Here is a 21,512-nt window from a genome sequence, read left to right on the forward strand (position 1 = left end):
CGGGCGGGCGACCGGGGGCCTAAGATTCCGGCATGTTCTGCCTGACCTGCCCCACCGCACGCCCCGCAACCCCAGGGGTTGCACCATGACCCCCACTTCTTCCCTGCGCCCGCGCGACCTGGGTCTGGCGCTGCTCGTCATCCTGGTCTGGGGCGTCAACTTCGCCGTCATCAAGGTCGGGCTGGCAGGCGTGCCGCCGCTGCTGCTGGGGGCGCTGCGCTTCATGCTCGCGGCCTTTCCCGCGCTGCTGTTCTTCAAGGCGCCCAAGGTGCCGCTGCGGCTGTACCTGGTCTTCGGGCTCACCATGTCGGTGGGGCAGTTCGCCTTCCTGTTCAGCGCCATCCACGTGGGCATGCCCTCGGGCCTGGCCTCGCTGGTGCTGCAGTCGCAGTCCTTCTTCACGCTGGTGCTCACCGTGCTGTGGCTGCGCGAGCGCTGGCAGGGCAACCAGCTCGCCGGCCTGCTGCTGGCGGCCGGCGGGCTGGTGCTGATCGGCAGCGCGCATGGCGCCTCCATGCCGCTGCTGGGCTTTCTGCTCACCGTGGCAGCTGCCGCCATGTGGGCCTGCGGCAACCTGGTGAGCCGCGCCGTGGGCCGCTACGGGCCCATGAACCAGCTGGCCTTCGTGGTCTGGGCCAGCCTGGTGCCACCGCTGCCGCTGCTGGCGCTGTCGCTGCTGATCGAAGGGCCTGCCGCTATCTCCACCGCACTGCAAGGCTTCAGCCTCGCGTCCTTCGCATCGGTGGCCTACATCGCCTGGGGGGCCACACTGTTCGGCTTTGCCGTGTGGAATTTCCTGCTCTCGCGCTATCCCGTCAACCGCATTGCGCCCTTCACGCTGCTGGTGCCCCTCGTGGGCTTGACCACGGGCTGGATCGCCTTTGGCGAAACCTTGCAGCCGGTGCACTTCGCGGGCGGCGCGCTGCTCATGGTGGGCCTGTTCGTGAACCTGTTCGGCGCGCCGCTGCTGGCAAGGCTGCGCTGGAAATCCTGAGAGCCTGACGCCGGCGAGCACAGCCGCCGCCTTGACAGAGGTCATTTAAAGATATACATTAAATACATGTTTACGCAGCGCGGTAGACAGCAGCCATCCAGGATCCTGGCCTTGTGACCCCAGCGCCACCACTGGAATGCCATCATGAACACCGATACCCACGCCCACAACACCCCCGATAGCGCCTGCAGCCTCGATGCCCACCACAATGCCCACGGCCTGTCCGACCGTGTGGCCCTGACCATCACCCTGGCGCTGCGCTTCTTTGCCGACACCTTCTTCGCCAAGCGCTATGGCAACCGCGCCATTGTTCTGGAGACCGTGGCCGCCGTGCCCGGCATGGTGGGCGGCATGCTCGTGCACCTGCGTTGCCTGCGCTGGATGGTGGACGACGCAGGCTGGATCCGCACCCTGCTGGACGAAGCCGAGAACGAGCGCATGCACCTCATGACCTTCATCGAGATCGCCCGGCCCAGCTGGTTCGAGCGCGTGGTCATCCTCTTCACCCAGGCCGTGTTCTTCGTCTGCTTCTTTGCGCTGTACCTGGTCTCGTCGCGCACGGCACACCGACTGGTGGGCTATTTCGAGGAGCAGGCCGTGGTCAGCTACACGCTGTACCTCCAGGAGATCGATGAAGGCCGGGTCGGGAACGTGCCGGCCCCCGAGATTGCCATCGCCTACTGGAAGCTGCCGGCCGACGCCCGCCTGCGCGATGTGGTGCTGGCCGTGCGCGCCGACGAGGCCGGCCACCGCGATGTGAACCATGGCTTTGCCGATGCATTGACCAGCCCAGGCACCGTGCAGCAGCACGCCAGCTGAGACAATCCGGCGCAATGCCTTCACGCCCTGCCCCATGCGCCTGACCGTTTTTACCGACTACTCCCTGCGCGTGCTGCTGGTGCTGGCCTCGCGCACCGATGCACTGGTCACCATCGCCGACATCACCGAGGCCTTCGGCATCTCGCAGGCCCACCTGATGAAGGTGACCCAGGCGCTGGGCAAGACCGGATGGGTGGACACGGTGCGCGGCCGCAACGGCGGCATGCGCCTGGCGGCCGACCCGCGCAAGCTCTCGCTGGGCGAGGTGGTGCGCCGGCTGGAGGCCGACTTCGCGCTGGTCGAATGCCTGGGGGAAGACAACCAGTGCGTGCTGACCGGCGGCTGCGGCCTGGAGGTGGCCCTCAAGCAGGCCACCGAGGTCTTTCTGCGCGAGCTCGACCGCTACTCGATCGCCGACCTGGTGAACACCAGCCCCGCGCTGGCGCAGCTGGCGCTGTGGCAACCCATCACCTGGAACACGCTGTCCAGCCACGGCCGCGCCGGCCAGCGGCCGGCCTGAGCCCGGCCGTCAGGACGGCTCGCACCCACCTGTGGCAGCGCTGCTGCCGTCCTCGAAAGCCTGGCGCGATTCGAGGATGCCCTGGCGGTGTTCCTCGGCCCACAGCCACACGCCGCAGAAGGCGGCGCCCAGGCTCTGGCCGCGCTCGGTCAATTCGTACTCCACGCGCGGCGGCACCACGGCGAACACGGTGCGCACCACCAGGCCATCGGCCTCCATCTGGCGCAGGGTCTTGGTCAGCATCTTCTGGCTGATGTCGCCCACCAGCTCACCCACGCGCGTGAAGCGCAGGCGCCCATGCTCGGCCAGCACCTCCAGCGCCAGCATGGTCCATTTGTCGGCCACGCGGCCAATGATCTCGCGCACCAGCCGATCGAGCTCGGGGTCGGTGGGGCCCGGCGGCGGGTGCTTGTGCAGCGGGTGGCGATGGGCGTGTGTGGTGTCGTGCAGGGTCATGGCGGTTTCCGCGCGGTAAGTGAGGCACTTTCAAGTGCCTACTTCCCATGGGCTCGGGCCGATCATACGATCCGCCCCACCACGACCCGCCAATGGCCACACGTGCTGTTGGGCTGGTTTCCCCCTAGCAGGAAACACCGATGAAGCCCCCCTCCCCTGACGCCCCCACCACCCCGCCGGCCGCCCTGGCCGGTCCCGAACTCAACCGCCGCGAGGTGGTGCTCGGCAGCGCAGCCGCCGTGCTGTCGGGCGGCGCCGCCATGGATGCCAATGCTGCCCCGGCGACGCCGTCCTCTGCGCCTGCCTATGCGCTGCCCATTCGCCTGCAGGTCAACGGCCAACAGGTCACCCTGGTGGTCGATGCACGCACCTCGCTGCTCGACACGCTGCGCGAGCACCTGGCCCTCACGGGCGCCAAGAAGGGCTGCGACCATGGCCAGTGCGGCGCCTGCACGGTGCACCTCGATGGCCAGCGCGTGGCCTCGTGCCTCACGCTGGCGGCGCAGGCCGACCGGCGTGCGGTGACCACCATCGAGGGCATCGAAGGCCCCGGCGGCGCGCTGCACCCCATGCAGCAGGCCTTCATCGACCACGATGCGCTGCAGTGCGGCTACTGCACTCCGGGCCAGATCATGGCGGCCATTGCCTGCGTGCGCGAAGGGCATGCCAAGACGCCCGAGCAGATCCGCGAGTACATGAGCGGCAACCTGTGCCGCTGCGGCGCCTATGTGGGCATCGTCGGCGCCATCCAGCAGGCGGCGCCCCTGGTGCGGAGGGCCTGAGCATGCGCCCCTTCGCCTATTCCCGCGCCACCACCACGGCCGATGCCGTGCGCGCCATGGCCGCAGCCCCCGAGGGCACGCGCTACCTGGCCGGCGGCACCACGCTGTACGACCTGATGAAGCTGGGCGTGATGGCACCACCCGCCGTGATCGACATCACGGGCGTGCGCGAGCTCACGGCCATCCACACCGCGGGGCCCGAGCTGCGCTTTGGCGCGCTCGCGCCCATGGCCCGGGTGGCCGCCGACCCACGCGTCATGGTGCTCTACCCGGCGCTGGCCGAATCGCTGTGGAAGGCCGCCTCGCAGCAGCTGCGCAACATGGCCAGCGTGGGCGGCAACCTGCTGCAACGCACGCGCTGCGCCTACTTTCGCGGCGGCGAGGCCTACCCCTGCAACAAGCGCCAACCCGGCAGCGGCTGCGCCGCCATCGAAGGCGCCGACCGTGGCCAGGCCCTGCTGGGCGCGAGCGAGGCCTGCAACGCCGTCTACCCCGGCGACTGGGCCATCGCTCTCACGGCCTTTGATGCGATGGTGGACACCATCAGCCCGCGCGGCAAGCGCTCCATTCCCATCGAGGCGCTGCACCGCGAACCGGGCAGCACGCCGCACATCGAGACCGCCCTCGCACCCGACGAGCTGGTCACGCGCATCCGCGTGCCGGCCTCGCCGCTGGGCCGCGCCTCCACCTACCACAAGGTCCGCGACCGCGAGTCCTACGCCTTCGCCCTGGCATCGGCCGCCGTGGCGCTGCAGATCGAAGGCGGCGTGGTGCGCGCTGCGCGCATTGCGCTGGGCGGCGTGGCCACCCGGCCCTGGCGTGCACGCCCCGCCGAAGCATCGCTGATCGGCCAGCCGCTCACGCGCGAAAGCGCACTGCGCGCGGGCGCCATCGCTTTTGCGGACGCGCGGGCCGGGCAGCACAGCGGCTTTCGCATCGAACTGGGCCGCCAGACGGTGGCCGACGCACTCCTCATCGCCAGGGAACGGGCAGGCACGGCATGACCACGACGACAACAGCACAACCACACCCCAAGGCCTTCCCCGACACCGCACGCGTGGACGCCCATGACAAGGTGCGCGGCGCCACGCGCTACGGCACGGACCAGAACCTGCCCGGCATGGCCTACGCCATGCTCGCCGTGGCACGCATCGGCCGCGGCACCGTGCGCGCCATCGACCGCAGCGCAGCCCAGGCCGTGCGCGGCGTGCGCCTGGTCCTCACGCACGAGGACGTGCAAGGCCTGACTTCGGCCGGCTTCATCCTGGGCGGAGGCTATGGCGTGCAAAGCCTGCAGCCGCTGGCCGGCACGGCCATCGCTTACTACGGCCAGCCCATCGCCATCGTGGTGGCCGACACGCTGGAGGCGGCCACCGAGGCGGCGGCGCTGGTGCACGCCACGTACGACGAGACGCCTTTCACCGTGGACTTCGGCGCATCCGGCAACCGCGCCCTCCCCCAGGCCGACCTGCCGCTGCCCAAGCCGGCCTTTGCCGACAAGCTGCGCGGTGACGCGGATGCGGCCTATGCCGTAGCGCCCGTGCGCGTCGAGGCCGAGTACCGCGGCCCCGCCCAGCATGCCAACCCCATCGAGCTGCTGGGCACGGTGGCGCACTGGCAGGGTGACATGCTCACGGTGTACGAATCCACGCAGAACAGCGGCGCGCTGCGCCATGGCCTGGCGCGGCAACTGGCGCTGCCGCCCGATCAGGTGCGCGTGGTCTCGCCCTCGGTCGGCGGGGGCTTCGGCCAGAAGAACTCGCTGCAGGGCCACACGGTGCTGGTGGCGCTGGCGGCACGCCGGCTGGGCCGCCCGGTCAAGCTGGTGGTGACGCGCGAGCAGGTGTTCCATGCCTCGGGCTTTCGGCCCGCGAGCACGCACCGGCTGCAGCTGGGGGCGGATGCCGCGGGCCGGCTGCAGGCCATCACGCACGAGGTGCAGCAGCAGACCTCGCAGCACGACCTGTTCCCCTCGTCGTGCACCGAGATATCGGCCAGCATGTATGCCTGCGCGAATTTCCGTGGCCGCGAAAGCCTGGTGCGCACCGACACGCACACGCCGGGCTTCATGCGCGGGCCGTGGGAGCACTTCACCTGCTTCGCGCTCGAAAGCGCCATGGACGAGCTGGCCCACGCGACCGGCCAGGACCCGGTGGCCCTGCGCCTGGCCAACGACACGCCGGTGGACCCGCAGTCGGGCAAGCCCTTTTCCTCGCGCCACCTGGCGCAGTGCCTCATGCGCGGCGCCGAGCGCTTTGGCTGGGCGCGCCGCAGCCCGGAGCCTGGGTCCATGCGGGCGGCCGACGGCACGCTGATCGGCTGGGGCGTGGCCGCCGGCGCCTACAAGGCAGCCACGGCGCCAGCCATCGCGCGGCTGCGCGTGTCGGACGATGGCCGGGTGCGCATCGACATCGGCGGGCACGAGATGGGCCAGGGCATCCGCACGGCCGTGGCCAACACCGTGGCCGGGGTGCTGCAGGTGCCGGCCCGCCAAGTCACCGTGGTGCTGGGCGACACGCGCAGCGTGCCCCAGCACCTGACCGCGGGCTCCTGGGGCACGGCCACGGCCCTGCCGGCAGTGCTCCAGGCGGCCGAACAGGCCAGGGCCGAGCTGGCGGCGCTCAACCCTTCACGGCGCGCCCGCACGCCGGCGCAGATCCTCAAGGCCGCGCGCACGCCCTTCATCGAGGTGGAAAGCCGCCACCGTGCGCCCGGCCAGCCCGAGCCGATCTATGGCCGCCTGGCCCAGGGCCTGCCCTCGGCGGCGGGGCCGCACTACCCGGAGTTCACGGCCTTCAGCTACATCGCGCACTTCGTCGAGGTGCGCATCGAGCCCCACACACGCCGCGTGCGCGTGCCGCGCGTGGTGAGCGTGGCCGACTGCGGCCGCGTCGCCAGCCCGCGCACCGCGCGCAGCCAGGTGCAGGGCGGCGTGGTCTGGGGCATTGGCGCGGCGCTGCGCGAGATCAGCGAGGTCGACCCGCGCTACGGCGGCTTCCTCAACGCCAACCTGGCCGAGTATGTGCTGCCGGTGAACCTCGACATCGGCAGCATCGAGGCCGACTTCATCGACGCGCCCGATCCGCACCTCAACGCCCTGGGCGTGAAGGGCCTGGGCGAGGTGGTCATGACCGGCGTGGCCCCGGCCATTGCCAACGCCATCTTCCACGCCACGGGCAAGCGCCTGCGCGAGCTGCCGATCCGGCTGGAGCACCTGCTCTGACCAGCGGGACATGCCGCGCGGGCGCCTGCAGGCCCGTCAACCAAAGGTGAAGGCATAGCCGCGCGCGCCCGCATCCAGGAACTGGATCTCCACGGTGCGCGGCTTCACCGCGCCGCCCTGGCGGATGAGCTGGTAGAGCCGCGTGGCATCGGCCACGCCGTTGCCATCGGCATCCACGTCGGTGCCGTGGTGGATGCCGGGGGGCTGCCCGTCCAGCGTCACGCGAAAGCGCAGGGGCTGCCCCGTGGCGGTGCCGAGCACCAGGTTGGCATCGCGGGCCTCGAAGCGCACCGCCAGCCGGCCATCCGGCTGGTGGACCTGCACGAACTCGGGCGCCAGCGTCCAATTGCCCGCGAGCGACCAGGTATTGGTCTGCAAGGGCGCGGCGCGGTAGTTTGCCGGCAGGTCGGCCACCACGCTGCCCGCCACGCGCGGGCGGCTGCCCTTCTCGTAGCCCAGGTAGGTCTCGGGGCTGCGCAAGGTGGCCGCATCGGCCGCCAGGCCCAGGCCCCGGGTGTCCGGTTGCGTGGCACTGGCGCTGGCTGCGGCGGCCGGTGCACCGGCTTCGCGCAACAGTTCCTCGATCACGCGCTCGGAGGCCGCATGCCCGCCTTCGCCGAACTGGTGGTGGCGCACGCGGCCCTGGGCGTCGACGAAGTACAGCGCCGGCCAGTAGCGGTTGTCGAAGCTGCGCCAGATGCGGAAATCGTTGTCCTGCACCACGGGGTAGGTGATGCCCAGGTCCTTCAAGGCCCGACGGACGTTGCCGGCGTCCTTCTCGAACGCGAACTCCGGGGTGTGCACGCCCACGACCACGAGGCCGCGGTCCGCATATTTTTGCGCCCAGGCCTTGACGTAGGGCAAGGTGCGCAGGCAGTTCACACAGGAGTAGGTCCAGAAGTTCACCAGCACAACCTTGCCGCGCAATGCCGCCATGGACTGCGGTGCGGCGTTGAGCCACTGGGTGCCGCCGTCCAGGCTGGCCCGCGTGGATTCGATGGGCAGGCTGGAGGGGCGCGCCGTGGCGTTGCGCTCGGCGGGCAACTCGGCCGCCTCGGCCCCTGGCATCGCCCCTTGCAGCAGGCGGGCTTCGAGCCCCGCAGCGCCGGGGCCGGTGAGCCGGGCCAGCACACCCGTGTCCAGGCCCAGGGCGACCGCGCACACGGCCACCAGCATCACCCCGCCCGCAACGCGGCGACCGGCGACGCCGGGCAGGCAGCGCGCCTTGAGGGCCGCCAGAGGCCGGGCCCCCATCCGCAGCGCGGCCCACAGGGCCAGGGCAGCACCCGCAGCATAGGACAGCAGCAGCAGCGAGGTCTGCACCCCGGGGCCGGCCAGGGCGGCGCTGGAAAGCACCAGGCCCAGCACCGGGCCTGCGCACGGCGACCAGACCAGGCCGGTGGCAACGCCCAGCAGCGCCGAGCCCAGCCAGGGCCTGCTTGTCTGCACGCGCAGCAGGCGTTCGCCGGCCTGCACCAGCGGCCGGCTCCACCAGCCCGCCACCCCGGGCAGCAGCAGGGAAAGCGCAAACCAGGCCAGCGAGGCCAGCGCGACCCAGCGGCCGGCCTGGTTCAGGTGCACGGCCCAGGCCCCCGCCACCGCGCCCAGCGTGGCCACGGTGGCGAAGGCCACGGCCAGGCCGGCGAGCAAGGGCAGGCTGCCCTGCGCGGCAGGCCGGTCCTGGCGCGCGAAGACGAAGGGCAGGACCGGCAGGATGCAGGGGCTGAGCAGGGTCAGCATCCCACTGAAAAACGCAAGGATGTACAGGGTCATGGCAGTTCCAGGCAGGCAGACAGGGGGCGCGCGGGGGTCAGAGGCGCGTGACGTCGATCACCGCCTGCGCGAAGGCGGCGGGTGCTTCCTGCGGCAGGTTGTGGCCGATGCCGCCGGCCAGGTGGCGGTGCTGGTAGCGGCCCGTGAACTTCTTCGCATAGACGGCCGGGTCCGGGTGGGGCGCGCCATTGGCGTCGCCTTCCATCGTGATGGACGGCACGGCAATGCTGGGCGCGGTCGCGAGCCGGGACTCCAGCGCATCGAAGCGCGCCTCGCCGCCCACCAGGCCGATGCGCCAGCGGTAGTTGTGGACCACGATGGCCACATGGTCGGGGTTGTCGAAGGACTGGGCGCTGCGCTGGTAGGTCGCTTCGTCGAACTGCCACTGGGGCGAGGCCTGCTGCCAGATGAAGCGGTTGAACGCGGCCGGGTTGGCGGCATAGCCATCGCGGCCGCGGTCGGTGGCGAAGTAGGACTGGTACCACCAGGCGAACTCGGCGGCCGGCGGCAGCGGCTTGGCATTGGCCTGGGGGTTGCCGATCAGGTAGCCGCTCACGGACACCAGGCCGGTGACGCGCTCGGGCCAGATGGCCGCCAGGATGCAGGCCGTGCGTGCGCCCCAGTCGAAGGCGCCCAGCACGGCCTGGCGGATGCCGAGCGCGTCCATCAGCGCGATGATGTCCTGGGCCACGGCGCCCTGCTGGCCGTTGCGCAGCGTATCGGCCGACAGGAAGCGCGTGCCGCCATAGCCGCGCAGGCTGGGCACGATCACGCGGTAGCCGGCGGCCGCCAGGCGCGGTGCCACATCGACGAAAGCATGGATGTCATAGGGCCAGCCGTGCAGCAGGATGGCGACGGGGCCGTTGGCCGGCCCGGCTTCGGCGTACTCGACGCGCAGGTCACCGGCATCGACGGTCTTGTAGGACCCGAAACGGGTCGCGCCGCCGCTGGCCGTCGCGGCCTGTGCCGCAGAGCCCAGCAGGCCGCCGAGGGGGGCGATGGCCAGCCCAAGGGCGGCACCGCCCAGGAAGCTGCGGCGGCGGGTGGTGGTGGAGGGGGTGTGGCGGGAGTCCATGTGCGGTACTTTCAGGGGGTTTTGAAGGGCGCCGACCCGGTGTCGGCGGCTGGCTCCAGTACACCGCCGCCGTGTATGTGGCATGTGTCATGGCCCCCCTGGAAGTGCATGGTGGTGTAGCGCAATGCGCGCCGGATACACAGCCATACAAAGCCGCAGCCCGCAGGCGCACGGCCGCATCCCGCAAACGCCACCGCCACCCTGAAGGTGGCGGTGACGTGGTGGTCGCAAGAAAGAGGAGGCTAGGACGGCGGGAGGGCACCGCGCCGCCGGGGTGGCAGCCCGGCGTTGGCAGAAGGCACGCCACAGGGCCTGCCGGTCGGCTGGCTGATTTCCGAGGCCAGGCCGCCGAACAGGAACAGCAATGAAAACAACCATCTGCGCATGGCCACCCCTATTCGTCCAGCGCCTCGACCTGGGCGGCAAAGACATAGCCTTCGCTGCGCACGGTCTTGATGTAGCGCGGCTCGCGCGCGTCATCGCCCAGGCACTTGCGCAGGCGGCTGATCATGAGGTCGATGGAGCGCTCGAACAGCTCGGCCTCGCGCCCCTGGGTGATGGACAGGATCTGGTCGCGCGTCAGCACCTTCTGCGGGTGGTCCACGAGCACGCGCAGCAGCCGGTACTCGGCCCCGCTCAGGGGCACCATGGTGCCCTCGTGGTCGAGCAGTGCACGCTCCACGGTGTCCAGCCGCCAGTTGCCGAAGGCCAGGTAGCGCGCCTCGTCGGTGCTGCGCATATTGGGGGGCAGCATGCGCGTGCGCCGCAGCACGGACTTGATGCGCGCCAGCAGCTCGCGCGCGGCAAAGGGCTTGGCCAGGTAGTCGTCGGCCCCCATCTCGAGACCGAGCACGCGGTCGGCCTCGTCGCCGCGGGCCGTGAGCATGATGATGGGCACGGCCTTGAACTTGCCGGCGCGCAGGTCGCGGCACAGCGTCAGGCCGTCTTCGCCGGGCAGCATCAGGTCCAGGATGATGAGCTCGAACGGGCCCATCGTCTCCAGGGTCTGGCGCATGTGCCGCCCGGTGGGCACGGTGGTGACGCGAAAGCCGTTCTTCTGCAGGTAGGCGCTGACCAGGTCGCGGATCTCGCGGTCGTCGTCGACCACGAGGATGTGGTCGCTGGGGGCAACAGGGGTACTGCTCATCATGGGGATGCGATGGGGATTGGGGCGGGCAGTTGCAGGCGCGCGCACAGGCCGCCCTCGGGGCGGTTGTGCAGGCTGAGTTCTCCGGCGAGCGACAGGGCCAGCTGGTGCGCGATGGCCAGGCCCAGGCCCGAGCCACCGGTCTCGCGGTTGCGCGAGCCCTCGACACGGTAGAAGGGCTGCAGCACCGCCAGCAATTGTTCCTCGGGAATGCCCGGTCCGCGGTCGCAGACATCGATGCACAGGTGCTCCGGCTCCAGCCGCAGGCGCACTTCGGCCTGCCCGCCGTACTTGAGCGCATTGTCGACCAGGTTGGTGAGGATGCGGCGCAGGGCGTGCGGGCGCGTGGTGACGGGCACGCCGGCCTCGCCCACCAGGGTGACCGGGCTGCCCGTGTCGGCGTAGTCGTTGACGGTGCTGCGCACCAGGGCATCCAGGTCCAGGCGGCGCGGGGTCTCGTTGGAGCCCTGCAAGGTCTTGGCATAGCTCAGACCCTCCTGCACCAGGGTGCGCATGGCATCGAGGTCGTGGCGGAACTTGTCGGCCTCGGGCAGGCCCTCCAGCAGGTCCACGCGCAGGCGCATGCGGGTGATGGGGGTCTGCAGGTCATGCGAGATCGCCGCGAGGATCTGCATGCGCTCGTTGAGGTAGCCGGCAATGCGCCGCTGCATGGCATTGAAGGCGCGTGCGGCCTGGGCCACCTCGGCCGGGCCACTCTCTGCCACGAGTGCGGGCTGCAGGTCGGGGCCCAGTTGGTCGGCCGCGGTCGCCAGCCGTTTCAGGGGCCGCGTGACCAGGCGCATGCCCACGCCCGCGCAGGCCGCCAGCACCAGCAGCTGGGCCAGCAGCAGCCAGGTGACCCAGTCCGCAACCGGCATGGGCACCCGGCGCGCGAGCACATAGAGCGAGGACCCATCGCCCAGGCGCACCTGCATGCGCACCGTCTCCGGCATGTTCTCGAGCTGGCCCACGGCCAGCACCGGGAACGGGCGCAGTGCGGTGGCCACGACTTCGGCGAAGCGCGACAGGGCGGGTGAGGTGGGGGGCGCCGTGTCCACGCTGCCCTGCAGGACAAAGGTGTAGTTGGGCCGCTCCAGGCGCTGCAGCCAGTCCGCCCGCTCGCTGGCGGGCAGGCGGTCCAGGATGGCCACCGAGCTGGCGATGTCGCGCTCGACGCCGCTGACCATCAGGTTCATGAGCGTCTGGCCGCGCTCGTAGCGGATGGCCACATAGGTCAGCAGCTGCGCGAGCGCCATGCCCAGCACCACGAGCAGCGTGGTCCGTGCCAGCAGGGTGGACGGCCAGAGCCGCCGAAGGAATGAAGGCACGGGTTTCCTCAGGGTGTGGACCAGGGCATGGCGGGGCGCGCTCGGGCCGTTCAGGCGACGGACAGCTCGACCGCGATGTTGCCGCGGGTCGCCTTGGAATAGGGGCACAGCTGGTGCGCGCCTTCGACGATGGCCAGGGCCTTGTCGCGGTCGACGCCGGGCACGCTGACCTTCAGGCGCGCCGCGAGCGCAAAGCCGCCCGGCCCCTGCACCAGGTCGACCTCGGCGTCCACGGCCAGGTCGTCGGGCAGGCGCACGCCCTCGGACTGGGCGGCGCGCGCCATGGCGCCCATGAAGCAGGCCGACCAGCCGGCGGCGAACAGCTGCTCCGGGTTGGTGCCCGGGCCCACGGTGCCGAAACGCGTGAGCGTGATGTCCAGCCGGCCATCGTCGCTGCGCGAAGCGCCGGTGCGTCCGCCGGTGGTGTGGGTGCGGCCGGTGTAGAGAACCTTGTCGTCGGTAACGGTTGCTGCGGTCATGGTGTCGTCCTTGAGAGAGTAGGTGTTTGTCGAAATGACGGCCGGATTGTTGAACCGGACGGCCTTCCGTCCCAGGGCTTTCTTGATCCAATGTAGCCGGCCTGCGGCTGCGTACAAAACCATACAAAACTCCCCACCGCCGCCCCCGAGGCCGGCCACCGCATCAGGCGGCACCCCCAGCGCGGACTTCGTGCACGAGGTCCACCAGGGCCCGCAGCGCGGCCGGCACATGGCGGTGCCCGGCGTAGTAGAGGCACAGCCCCGGCAGGCGCGGTGCATGCCCATCGAGCACGGCCACCAGGGTGCCGCGGGCGATGTCGTCGGCCACGTACCAATGCGCCAGCTGCGCCAGCCCCAGGCCACACAGCGCGGCTTCGCGCATGAGGTGCGGGGCATCGAACACCTGGTTCCCCGGCACGTCGATCTCGGCCGTCTGGCCCTGGGCGAGCAACTGCCATGGGGACAGGGCACCGTCGGGAAGCCGGTTGCGGATGCAGCGGTGCTGCTGCAGGTCCGCCACCTGGCGCGGCTGCGCCCAGTGGGCAAAGTAGCCGGGCGACCCGACGATGGCGAGCGGCACCGCATCGGTGATCGGCACGCGCACCATGTCCCTGGGCACCAGGTGGCTGGGGCGCAGGCCGGCATCAAAGCCTTCGGCCACGATGTCGACCATCTTGCCCTGCGTCACGATGTCCAGCACCACGCCCGGGTAGCGCCGCGAGAACTCGCCCAGCAGGGGCGCGTAGGCCATCAGGGCCGCGCCGAGCGAGCTGTTGATGCGCAGCGTGCCCGAGGGCGTGAGCCGCTGGTCCTTGATCGCCGCCTCGGCGTCCGCGATCTGCTGCACCGCGGGCGCGATCTGCCCGATGAAATGCCGCCCGGCATCGGTCAGTGCCAGGCTGCGCGTCGTCCGGTGCAGCAACCGCACCCCCAGGCGCGCCTCCAGGCCCGCCACCGCACTGCTGACCGCCGAGGTGGACATCTCCAGCTCCAGGGCGGCGGCGCGAAAGCTCTGCCGCCGCGCAACCGCCAGCAGCACCTGCAGATCGACGAGCCCGGTCTTGTGCATTGTCCTGATTTTCAGCTTTATTCATCCAGATTTAAGCATATTGTCAGAACAATGACCGCTTTCTAGACTTCGCCCATTCCTTTGCAACACCACCACGGGCAAGCCATGCAAACCTTCCACCACGCGTACATCGACGGCCACTTCGTGCCGGTACAGGGCACCACCGTGCTCCACAGCGTCAACCCGGCGACCGAGGAGCCCCTGGGCCACACCACCCTGGCCAACCGCGACGACGCCAGGCGCGCCATTGCGGCGGCCAAGCGGGCCCAGGCGCTGCTGGGGCGCAGCAGCAAGGCCGAGCGCATCGACATGCTCCAGCAGCTGGAGTCGGCGGTGCTCGCGCATGCCGGGCAGATCCGCGATGTGACCATCGAGGAGTACGGTGGGCCGCTGGCGCGCGCGCAGTGGGTCAGCCAGTACGCGTCGCAGTGCTTTGCCAGGGCGGCCGAGCTGCTGCGGGGCTACGACTTCTCGCGGCGCGTGGGGGACTCCCTGGTGCGCATGGAGCCGGTAGGCGTCGCCGCGCTGATCGCGCCCTGGAACAGCGTCGCAGGCACCGTCTGCAGCAAGCTGGCCTCGGCCATTGCGGCCGGCTGCGCCTCGGTCATCAAGCCCAGCGAACTGAGCCCCTGGCAGACCGAGGTCACCGCGCAGGCCCTGCATGCAGCAGGCCTGCCCGGCGGGGTCTTCAACATCCTGCTGGGCCGGGGCGAGGACGTGGGGGATGAGCTGGTCACGCACCCGGATGTCGCCCGGATTTCCTTCACGGGCTCGACCCCGACGGGCCAGGCCATCGTGCGCGCCGCGGCCGGCACCATGAAGCGGGTGGGCCTGGGGCTGACGGGCAAGTGCGCGGCCATCGTCCTGGACGATGCGGACCTGCCCCAGGCCATCGAACAGGCCCTGGCCTGCGCCTTCATGAACAACGGCCAGGCCTGCGTGGCGGGTACGCGCCTGCTGGTGCCTGCGCACCGGCTGGATGAGGTGCTGGCCCTGGTGCAGCGCCAGGTGGCGGCCCTGCGCGTGGGGGACCCGCGGGACGCCAACACCGCCATCGGTCCGCTGGCCAGCCGCGCGCAGTACGAGCGCATCCAGCACTACATCCGGCGGGGGCTGGAACAGGGGGCCACGCTCGTGGCCGGGGGCGAGGGCCGTCCGGAGGGCCTGGCCAAGGGCTACTTCGTGCGGCCCACGGTGTTCGCCCAGGTGCACAACGGCATGGACATCGCGCGCGACGAGATCTTCGGGCCGGTGCTGTCCATCCTGTCCTATGCCGACGATGCCGACGCCATCGCGCAGGCCAACGACTCGGCCTATGGCCTGCAGGCCTATGTGTTCTCGCGCGACCGCGACCGGGCGCTGGCCGTGGCCGAGCGCCTCGACGCCGGGGCCGTGTTGATCAACCGGACCCTGCCGGACCCGCTGGCGCCCTTCGGCGGCATGAAGCAGTCGGGCCTGGGCCGCGAGAGCGGCCTGTTCGGCCTGGAATCGTTTCTGGAACCCAAGGCCATCGTGGGCGCTTGAAAGCCCTTGGCCGATCGGGGCTGCGCATCACCCGCCCTGCAGGCGGTTGCGCCCTTCGCGCTTGGCCGCGTACATCCACTGGTCGGCCCGCCGCAGCAATTGGGCTGCATCGTCCAGGGGCTGGGCGCAGGCCAGGCCCATGCTGACGGTCACCTGCCGCCCCGGCACGAAGCGGGACCAGTCATGGGCCTGCACCTGCTGCCGGAGCCGCTCGCAGGCCAGGGAGGCATCGTCCAAGGCCTGGCCCCACAGCAGAACGACAAACTCCTCGCCGCCAATGCGCGCCACGAAGTCGCCGCCCCGCACGCCGCCGGTCAGCAGCAGGGCGATCTCGCGCAGCACGGCGTCCCCGACGTCATGGCCCCAGCCATCGTTGATCTGCTTGAAGTGGTCGATGTCGATGATGGCCAGCGAAAAGCCCTCGGCCTGGCCAGGCCCCATCGGCAGCACGGCCCGCAGGCGGGAGTCCAGGGCCCGGCGATTGGCCAGCCCGGTGAGCGGGTCCAGCAGGGAGGTCTGCGTCGCCACATCGGCGCGCTCACGCAGTTCTTCCGCTTCGCGCCGCAACTGCGCGAGCTCCTGCTGCGCGATTTCCATCCGCACCTCGCCGAGCAGCACGCGCGCCTGGGCATTGAGGCTGAGCTCCCGGTCACGGCGCACCTGGACCACCATGGCCTCCAGGGCCGCCAGGGCCTGGGCATCCGCGCCCGCGGCCTTGAAGGCGCGGTACCGCGATCGCCACCACCAACGGCGGCATCCCTCGTTTCTCTGGGCTGCGGCCGCATCCACCTGCTGGTCCAGCGCTTCGCAGGCTTCGAGCGCGCGTCCGCTGGCCAGCAGCCAGTCTGCGTTGAGAAGCTCGCTTTCTGCCCGGGCATCGGGGGCCTTCGCCTGGGTGGCCAAGGCCCGGTGCCGGTCGACCGCGGCGCGCATCTCGGCCAGCCGCCCCAAGGCCTCCAGGCTCAGGCATTCGATTTCGGCGCAGACCATTTCCCAGCGCACATGCCCCTGCGCGAGGGCCTTCGCCCGCTGCACCACGGCCAGGGCCTCGCGCAGATCGGCCGCCTGCGCTTCGGTGGGCGCCAGCGGGCCGGGCAAGTGGGCGAGCGTGCGCCCGGACCGGCACAGGGCGCCGGCGAGGTTGACGACCGCAGCGAACTGCGCCACCTTGTCGCTGTCGCGCTGGGCCTCTTCATCCGCCCGGTGCAGCAGGGTGACTGCATGCGGATGGTCGCCCAGCAGCTCCACCACGCCCGCCAGGCTGGAGAGGCTGCGCGACACCAGGCCCGGCGCCCCCAGGCTGCGTGCGCGGCCCAGGGCCCACATCGCCTCGGGCAGCGCTTCGTCCGCCCGGCCGAGCTGGCACCAGGCCCGGGTCAAGGTGTTGCGCAGCCGGATGCCGACCTGGTGCAGTTCGAGGGCGTCGGCCTCCGCCAGGGCAGTGCGGGCACTTTCTGCCGCCTTCTCGCTCTCGCCCCGGCGCAGCTGGTGCTCGGCCAGCCAGGCGGCCGCCAGCGCGGCTTCAGGCAGCAGGCCACAATCCCTGGCGGTTTGCAAGGCACGCGCCGCAATCTCGACCCCGGCGTCGTGCGCCCCCACAAGACTGGCGGCTTCGCAATCTTGCAGGTCGGTCAGGAGTTGATCCATGCGTTCCATGGCCTATGGCGCCTCGTGCTGCGGGGTGCGGGGTGCGGGGTGCGGGTTCTCGGACAGGTTCCGTGAATATCGCACAGAGACCGGGCCTCGGTCATTCCCATTGCAAAAAGCCGCACGAAAGCCTGTCCCGCCAGCTCCGTTGGCCGCAGATGGGGTTCCCGGCGCCCGCCCCCTACCTGACAGCTGTGCTCACCTGATGGGCGTCGATGCCCTGCTCAAGCGCTGTAGACCTCCCACTTGCCTGTGCGCAGGCCGAGGACCAGTTCCTGCAGTTCCTTGTCCAGTGCCCGATCTTCCACCACCAATGGAATGGCCTTTGAGAGCTCGTCCAGGAAATCCCGCAGAGGGGCTGGCAGGGGGAGCGTGCTGATCCGCAGACGCAGCTCCAGCGCTTGCCGGGCCGCAATGAGCATGCCGGCAGCGACCTGCTCGGTCAGCTCCAGCACCCGCAGGGCATCGCGTGCAGCGATGGTACCCATGCTGACCTTGTCCTGGTTGTGGCATTCGGTCGATCGCGAGAAGACAGACGCTGGCATGGTTTGCTTCAAGGCCTCTGCGGTCCAGGCCGACGCGCTGATCTGAAGCGCCTTCAGGCCGTGGTTGATGGCAGCGCGGGGACCGGTGGAGCCCGACAGGTTGGAGGGCAACCCATGGTTGTAGCGCTGGTCGACCAGCAGTGCCAATTGCCGGTCCATGAGGTCCGCCAGGTTGGCGACCGCATTTTTCAGGGTGTCCATCGCCAGCGCGATGTGCCCTCCATAGAAGTGCCCACCATGCAGTACCCGCTCGCCCTCCGGGTCGATCAAGGGGTTGTCATTGGCGCTGTTGAGCTCGTTTTCGATCAACTGGCGAAGGAAAGGCAGTGCATCGCCCAGCACGCCGATGACGTGGGGGGCACAGCGCAACGAATAGCGGTCCTGCAGGCGCAGTTCATTCCTGGCCGGTTTTTCGGACATCAGGTCCTCCCGGATGCGCCTGGCCGCCAGCTGGGGGCCGGCATGCGGCTTGGCCTGGAACAGCTTCTCATCAAAGTGGTGTGCATTGCCATCGCTGGCCCACACATTGCACGCTGTCAATCGGGTACTGAGGCGTTCCAGGCTTTGCGCGCGCAACCAGGCGATGCAGGCCAGGCCCGTCATCACCGAGGTCCCGTTCATCAGGGCCAGCGCTTCCTTGGGGCGCAGCCGCAAGGGCTCACGCCCGATCTCCTTCAACGCGTCTGCGGCGGGCTTCTTCGTCCCCTGGTGCCAGACCTCACGCTCGCCGCACAACACGGCCGCCACATACGACAGGGGTGTCAGGTCCCCGCTGGCGCCCACCGACCCTTCCGAGGGGATCAGGGGCAAGACATCGTGGACCAGGAGCTGTTCCAGTTGCACCAGCAACTCCCAGCTCACGCCGGAGACGCCCTGGCACAGCGAATTGAGACGTGCCACCAGAATGGCCCGCGTCTCCTCTGGCGTGAAGAGCCGACCAGCGCCAATGCCATGGTAGGTATAGAGATGGTGGGGCAGCTCCGCAATCAGGTCCGAAGGAATCTGAACCGTGCAGGAATCGCCATACCCTGTGGTGACCCCATAGACCACCCCGTCTTCAACCAGCAGGCGATCGAGGAACTGGGCCCCCGCATCAATCCGCTGGCGAAATGCCTCCGATGGACCGAGCGATGCACGGCGTTTACCGGTGGCGATGTCGACAACCTCCTCGATCGTGAGCCTGCTTCCGTCCAGAATGACGGTGGTGGGTGATTTTGTTTGCATGGCCAAAGTCTAGCCGTGCAGGGTCCTCGTCACCGTGGGATGTGCCTTTCACACCGCCTGACCACCGGCCCGATGTGTCCACTCAAACCGTGGATGAAGCTGTGGATATCTCCGTGGTATGTCCCGCAGAGCCAGCATCGACGCGGGTCCCGACGAAGTGCTCAATTACCAGGCAGGGCGGAGCACGACTGATTTGCGCAATGAAGGAAAAGCCCGACGGACCGTGTTTTCATCCGACGGACTTTATTGGCTGTAGTCAAGCGAAACCCTTGCCGCCTCCGCTCACTCCACCGTGACGCTCTTGGCCAGGTTGCGTGGCTTGTCGACGTCGGTGCCGCGCGCGCAGGCCGTGTGGTAGGCCAGCAGCTGCAGTGGCACCACGTGCAGCAGCGGGCTCAGCGGGCCGTAGTGCTCGGGCATGCGGATCACGTGGATGCCTTCGCTGCTCTCGATGCGGGTGTCGGCATCGGCCAGCACGTAGAGCACGCCGGCGCGGGCGCGCACCTCCTGCATGTTGCTCTTGAGCTTTTCCAGCAGCGCATCGTTGGGCGCTACCGTGACCACGGGCATGGCGCTGGTGACCAGGGCCAGGGGGCCGTGCTTGAGCTCGCCGGCCGGGTAGGCCTCGGCATGGATGTAGCTGATCTCCTTGAGCTTGAGCGCGCCTTCCAGGGCAATCGGGTAGTGCAGGCCGCGGCCCAGGAACAGGGCGTTCTCCATGCGCGCGAAGTCCTCGGCCCAGCTGATGACCTGGGGTTCGAGCGCGAGCACGGCCTGCAGGGCCACAGGCAGGTGGCGCATGGCCTTGAGGTGCGCGGCCTCCTGCTCGGCCGTGAGGCGGCCCTTGGACTGGGCCAACGCCAGCGTGAGCAAAAACAGCCCGGCCAGCTGCGTGGTGAAGGCCTTGGTGCTGGCCACGCCGATCTCCACCCCGGCGCGCGTGATGTAGGCCAGCTTGCATTCGCGCACCATGGCGCTGGTGGCCACGTTGCAGATGGTCAGCGTGTGCTGCATGCCCAGGCTTTGCGCGTGGCGCAGGGCGGCCAGGGTGTCGGCCGTCTCGCCCGACTGGGTGATGGTGACCACCAGGCTGCGCGGATTGGGCACGCTGGTGCGGTAGCGGTATTCGCTGGCCACCTCCACCTGGGTGGGGATGCCGGCGATCTCTTCGAGCCAGTACTTGGCGGCGCAGCCGCTGTAGTAGCTGGTACCGCAGGCCAGGATGAGCACGCTGTCGATCTCCTTGAACACGCGCCAGGCGGCCGTGCCATCGGCTCCGTCGAACAGCTCGGGCACGATGCCTTCCACGCCTTCCAGCGTGTCGCTGATGGCGCGCGGCTGCTCGAAGATCTCCTTTTGCATGTAGTGGCGGTAGGGGCCGAGCTCGGCCGCGCCGCTGTGCGCCTGCACGGTGCGCACGGGGCGCTGCGCGGGCGTGAGCGCCTCGCGGCCCTTGCCCACGATCCAGTAGCGGCCCAGTTGCAGGTCCACGAGGTCGCCCTCTTCGAGGTAGACGATCTGGTCGGTCACGCCGGCCAGTGCCATGGCATCGCTGGCCAGGAAATGCTCGCCACCGCCCGTCCCCACGCCCAGGATCAGCGGCGAGCCGGCGCGCGCACCGACCACGCGGTGCGGCTCGTCCCGGTGCATCACGGCAATCGCATAGGCGCCATGCAGCTGGGCCACGGCGGCCTGCACGGCCTCGAACAGGTCGCCGCTGTAGTGGCTGTCGACCAGGTGGGCGATCACTTCGGTGTCGGTCTGGCTGGTGAACACGTAGCCACGGACCTGGAGGGCGGCGCGCAGTTCCTCGTGGTTCTCGATGATGCCGTTGTGCACCAGGGCCACGCGGCCCGGCGTGCCGCTGGCATCGCCCGTGCCGTGGCTGAAGTGCGGGTGGGCGTTGTGCACTTCGGGGGCGCCGTGCGTGGCCCAGCGCGTGTGGGCGATGCCGGTGGCGCCGTCCACGTGGTCGGTCTGCACCTGTTCGAGCAGCTCGGCCACACGGGCCGTGCTGCGCGCGCGCTGCAGGCCGGCCGGGCGCGTCGCATCCAGGCTCGATGCGTGCACGGCCACGCCGCAGGAGTCATAGCCCCGGTATTCGAGCCGCTGCAGGCCCTGCACGAGGATGGGAACGATGTTGCGCGTGGAGACCGCGCCGACGATGCCGCACATGGATTGCTGCTCCTGTTGTTGGGTAAGTGGCGCAATGGTAGGCAGTCACTCATGGAATTTGCGATTGAAATTCAGATGAAAATGAATTCAAATTTCTCCAAATTTCAGGATTGAAATAAAATTTCATTTACATGGAAAATTCGGAATCAATCACACTGGACCACATCGACCTGCAGCTCTTGGATCTGCTGCAGAACGACGCGGGGCAGAGCAACCAGGCCCTGGCCGAGCAGGTGCATGTATCACCGCCCACCTGCCTGCGCCGGGTGCGGCGGCTGCATGACACCGGCCTGATCGAGCGGCAGGTGGCCCTGCTGCAGCCGGACCGCGTGGCCGCAGTGCAGGGCCACGGCCTGGCCTGCATCGTGGAAGTCACGCTGGACCGGCAGGACGCCGGGGCGCTCGACGCCTTCGAGGCGCGCGCGGTGGCGCATTCCGCCGTGCAGCAGTGCTGGCGCGTCTCGCCCGGCCCCGACTTCATCCTGGTGGTGCACACGCGCGACATGCCGGGCTACCTGGCGCTCTCGCAGCAGCTGTTCACGGGCGATGCCAATGTGCGCAACGTGAAGGCCTTCTTCAGCACCAAGCGCGCCAAGTTCGGCACGGCCATCCCGTTGCAAGGTCTGTGAGGCGGCCCATGGCGCCCCCGCCATCGACCCGCCAGGGCGGCGGGGCATGCCATTTCCCGCTGGCCTCTACCGCCGGGTAAAGGTAAGCTCATCGCGCCCCTCC

The 21,512-nt window shown here is 69.7% G+C and carries 18 protein-coding genes; 8 read left to right on the top strand and 10 right to left on the bottom strand.

All coding sequences use genetic code 11. The features are described from left to right. Nucleotides 1-85 precede the first annotated feature (85 nt). From AC3WOH_RS17930 to AC3WOH_RS17940, 3 genes are all read left to right on the top strand, one after another. Nucleotides 86-994, top strand: coding sequence for an EamA family transporter (locus AC3WOH_RS17930; RefSeq protein WP_492230658.1), 909 nt, complete (start codon nucleotides 86-88; stop codon nucleotides 992-994). Between the two features lie 144 nt (nucleotides 995-1,138). Then, on the top strand, nucleotides 1,139-1,813 hold the full coding sequence (locus tag AC3WOH_RS17935) for an alternative oxidase (protein ID WP_492230660.1): 675 nt from the start codon (nucleotides 1,139-1,141) through the stop codon (nucleotides 1,811-1,813). 34 nt (nucleotides 1,814-1,847) lie between these two features. Beyond that, a complete protein-coding gene (locus tag AC3WOH_RS17940; RefSeq protein ID WP_492230662.1) occupies nucleotides 1,848-2,333 on the top strand; it encodes an RrF2 family transcriptional regulator in 486 nt (161 codons plus the stop codon). Nucleotides 2,334-2,342: 9 nt separating this feature from the next. Here the strand turns inward: AC3WOH_RS17940 and AC3WOH_RS17945 are convergent, their stop codons facing one another. Then, nucleotides 2,343-2,789, bottom strand: a complete 447-nt coding sequence (locus tag AC3WOH_RS17945; RefSeq protein WP_492230663.1) for a winged helix-turn-helix transcriptional regulator — start codon at nucleotides 2,787-2,789, stop codon at nucleotides 2,343-2,345. 140 nt (nucleotides 2,790-2,929) lie between these two features. Here AC3WOH_RS17945 and AC3WOH_RS17950 point away from each other — a divergent pair, with 140 nt between their 5' ends. From AC3WOH_RS17950 to AC3WOH_RS17960, 3 genes are read left to right on the top strand one after another with little or no spacing between them, the layout of a single operon-like run. Next, entirely contained in the window at nucleotides 2,930-3,571 is a 642-nt protein-coding gene (locus AC3WOH_RS17950; protein ID WP_492230665.1) for a (2Fe-2S)-binding protein, read from the top strand. Between the two features lie 2 nt (nucleotides 3,572-3,573). Continuing rightward, on the top strand, nucleotides 3,574-4,575 hold the full coding sequence (locus AC3WOH_RS17955; RefSeq protein WP_492230667.1) for an FAD binding domain-containing protein: 1,002 nt from the start codon (nucleotides 3,574-3,576) through the stop codon (nucleotides 4,573-4,575). Beyond that, the gene (locus AC3WOH_RS17960) at nucleotides 4,572-6,794 is read left to right on the top strand and encodes a xanthine dehydrogenase family protein molybdopterin-binding subunit (protein WP_492230669.1); all 2,223 of its coding nucleotides are present in this window, start codon (nucleotides 4,572-4,574) and stop codon (nucleotides 6,792-6,794) included. The genes AC3WOH_RS17955 and AC3WOH_RS17960 overlap by 4 nt, the downstream gene beginning before the upstream one ends. A 36-nt stretch (nucleotides 6,795-6,830) precedes the next feature. Here the strand turns inward: AC3WOH_RS17960 and AC3WOH_RS17965 are convergent, their stop codons facing one another. The 6 genes from AC3WOH_RS17965 to AC3WOH_RS17990 all read right to left on the bottom strand — a co-directional run bounded on the left by AC3WOH_RS17965 (nucleotide 6,831) and on the right by AC3WOH_RS17990 (nucleotide 13,665). Next, nucleotides 6,831-8,567, bottom strand: a complete 1,737-nt coding sequence (locus AC3WOH_RS17965; RefSeq protein WP_492230671.1) for a cytochrome c biogenesis protein DipZ — start codon at nucleotides 8,565-8,567, stop codon at nucleotides 6,831-6,833. Nucleotides 8,568-8,604: 37 nt separating this feature from the next. Beyond that, nucleotides 8,605-9,642: an alpha/beta fold hydrolase gene (locus AC3WOH_RS17970; RefSeq protein WP_492230673.1), complete on the bottom strand. Its 1,038-nt coding sequence runs from the start codon at nucleotides 9,640-9,642 to the stop codon at nucleotides 8,605-8,607. Between the two features lie 394 nt (nucleotides 9,643-10,036). Beyond that, entirely contained in the window at nucleotides 10,037-10,789 is a 753-nt protein-coding gene (locus tag AC3WOH_RS17975; protein WP_492230780.1) for a response regulator, read from the bottom strand. Next, nucleotides 10,789-12,117 carry an ATP-binding protein gene (locus AC3WOH_RS17980; RefSeq protein ID WP_492230674.1) on the bottom strand — a complete coding sequence of 443 codons (1,329 nt, stop codon included), beginning with the start codon at nucleotides 12,115-12,117 and terminating at the stop codon, nucleotides 10,789-10,791. The genes AC3WOH_RS17975 and AC3WOH_RS17980 overlap by 1 nt, the downstream gene beginning before the upstream one ends. Before the next feature lie 50 nt (nucleotides 12,118-12,167). Beyond that, entirely contained in the window at nucleotides 12,168-12,596 is a 429-nt protein-coding gene (locus AC3WOH_RS17985) for an organic hydroperoxide resistance protein (RefSeq protein ID WP_492230675.1), read from the bottom strand. 163 nt (nucleotides 12,597-12,759) lie between these two features. Then, on the bottom strand, nucleotides 12,760-13,665 hold the full coding sequence (locus AC3WOH_RS17990; RefSeq protein WP_492230677.1) for a LysR family transcriptional regulator: 906 nt from the start codon (nucleotides 13,663-13,665) through the stop codon (nucleotides 12,760-12,762). Nucleotides 13,666-13,770: 105 nt separating this feature from the next. Here AC3WOH_RS17990 and AC3WOH_RS17995 point away from each other — a divergent pair, with 105 nt between their 5' ends. Further along, nucleotides 13,771-15,189 (top strand): aldehyde dehydrogenase family protein, encoded by a 1,419-nt coding sequence (locus AC3WOH_RS17995; RefSeq protein ID WP_492230679.1) that lies wholly within the window; start codon nucleotides 13,771-13,773, stop codon nucleotides 15,187-15,189. Nucleotides 15,190-15,216: 27 nt separating this feature from the next. On the opposite strand, the gene AC3WOH_RS18000 is transcribed toward AC3WOH_RS17995, so the two are convergent. From AC3WOH_RS18000 to glmS, 3 genes are all read right to left on the bottom strand, one after another. Continuing rightward, nucleotides 15,217-16,836, bottom strand: coding sequence for a GGDEF domain-containing protein (locus AC3WOH_RS18000; RefSeq protein ID WP_492230681.1), 1,620 nt, complete (start codon nucleotides 16,834-16,836; stop codon nucleotides 15,217-15,219). Between the two features lie 224 nt (nucleotides 16,837-17,060). After that, nucleotides 17,061-18,605: an HAL/PAL/TAL family ammonia-lyase gene (locus tag AC3WOH_RS18005; RefSeq protein ID WP_492230682.1), complete on the bottom strand. Its 1,545-nt coding sequence runs from the start codon at nucleotides 18,603-18,605 to the stop codon at nucleotides 17,061-17,063. Nucleotides 18,606-18,887: 282 nt separating this feature from the next. Next, a complete protein-coding gene (gene glmS / locus AC3WOH_RS18010) occupies nucleotides 18,888-20,780 on the bottom strand; it encodes a glutamine--fructose-6-phosphate transaminase (isomerizing) (RefSeq protein ID WP_492230684.1) in 1,893 nt (630 codons plus the stop codon). Between the two features lie 131 nt (nucleotides 20,781-20,911). On the opposite strand from glmS, the gene AC3WOH_RS18015 reads away from it, so the two are divergent. After that, a complete protein-coding gene (locus AC3WOH_RS18015; protein WP_492230686.1) occupies nucleotides 20,912-21,409 on the top strand; it encodes an Lrp/AsnC family transcriptional regulator in 498 nt (165 codons plus the stop codon). Nucleotides 21,410-21,512 lie beyond the last annotated feature (103 nt).

The sequence above is a fragment of the Acidovorax sp. FW305-C-20-28 genome (assembly GCF_058783375.1).